Below are 792 nucleotides of genomic sequence, written 5' to 3' on the forward strand. Positions count from 1 at the left end.
CGCCTCAGTCCCGGACCGCCGCCGCGATCGCCTCGTCCGCCTGGGGGAAGGCGAAGCGGAAGCCGGAGTCGAGGAGGCGGCGGGGGAGGACGCGCTGGCTGCCGAGGACGTCGCCCGCGAACTCGCCGAGGGCGAGGCGCAGGGCCGGGGCCGGGACGGGGACGGGCGTGGGGCGGCGCAGGACGCGGCCCATCGCCGCGGTGATCTCGCGGTTGGTCACCGGCTCGGGCGCCGTGAGGTTGACGGGCCCTTCGAGGGCGGGCGTGTCGATGAGGTGGCGCAGCGCCGCCACGTGGTCGTGGAGCGCGATGAAGCTCCAGTACTGCCGCCCGTTCCCGATCCGGCCCCCGAGCCCCGCCTTGAAGAGCGGGAAGAGCCGCCCCCATGCCCCGCCCCCGCGCGAGACGACGAGCCCGGTCCGCGCGAACACCGTCCGCACCCCCGCCTCGGCCGCCGCCCCCGCCGCCTCCTCCCACTCCACGCACACGTCCGGCAGGAAGCCCTCGCCCGGGCCCGCGTCCTCGTCCACGGCGCGCTCGCCCGTATCGCCGTAGTAGCCGATCGCGCTGCCGCACACGAAGACCTCGGGCCGCCGGTCGAGCGAGGCGACCGCGTCGGCGAGCGTCGCGGTGCCGAGCACGCGGCTGTCGCGGATGGTCCGCTTGTACGCGTCCGTCCAGCGGTGGTCGCCGATGCCCGCGCCCGCGAGGTTCACGACGGTGTCGCAGCCCGCGAGGGCCGCGGTGTCCACGTCACCGCCCTGCGGGTCCCAGCGCGCCTCGTCATCGGCCC

The 792-nt window shown here is 76.9% G+C and carries 1 protein-coding gene; it reads right to left on the bottom strand.

What is annotated here, in order from left to right:
• Window positions 1–4 precede the first annotated feature (4 nt).
• A partial coding sequence (locus G3I42_RS06350) for a TIGR01777 family oxidoreductase (RefSeq protein ID WP_164283171.1) occupies window positions 5–792 on the bottom strand: 788 nt, incomplete at its 5' end.

The sequence above is a fragment of the Streptomyces sp. SID11385 genome (assembly GCF_010548245.1).
Lineage (GTDB): Bacteria > Actinomycetota > Actinomycetes > Streptomycetales > Streptomycetaceae > Streptomyces.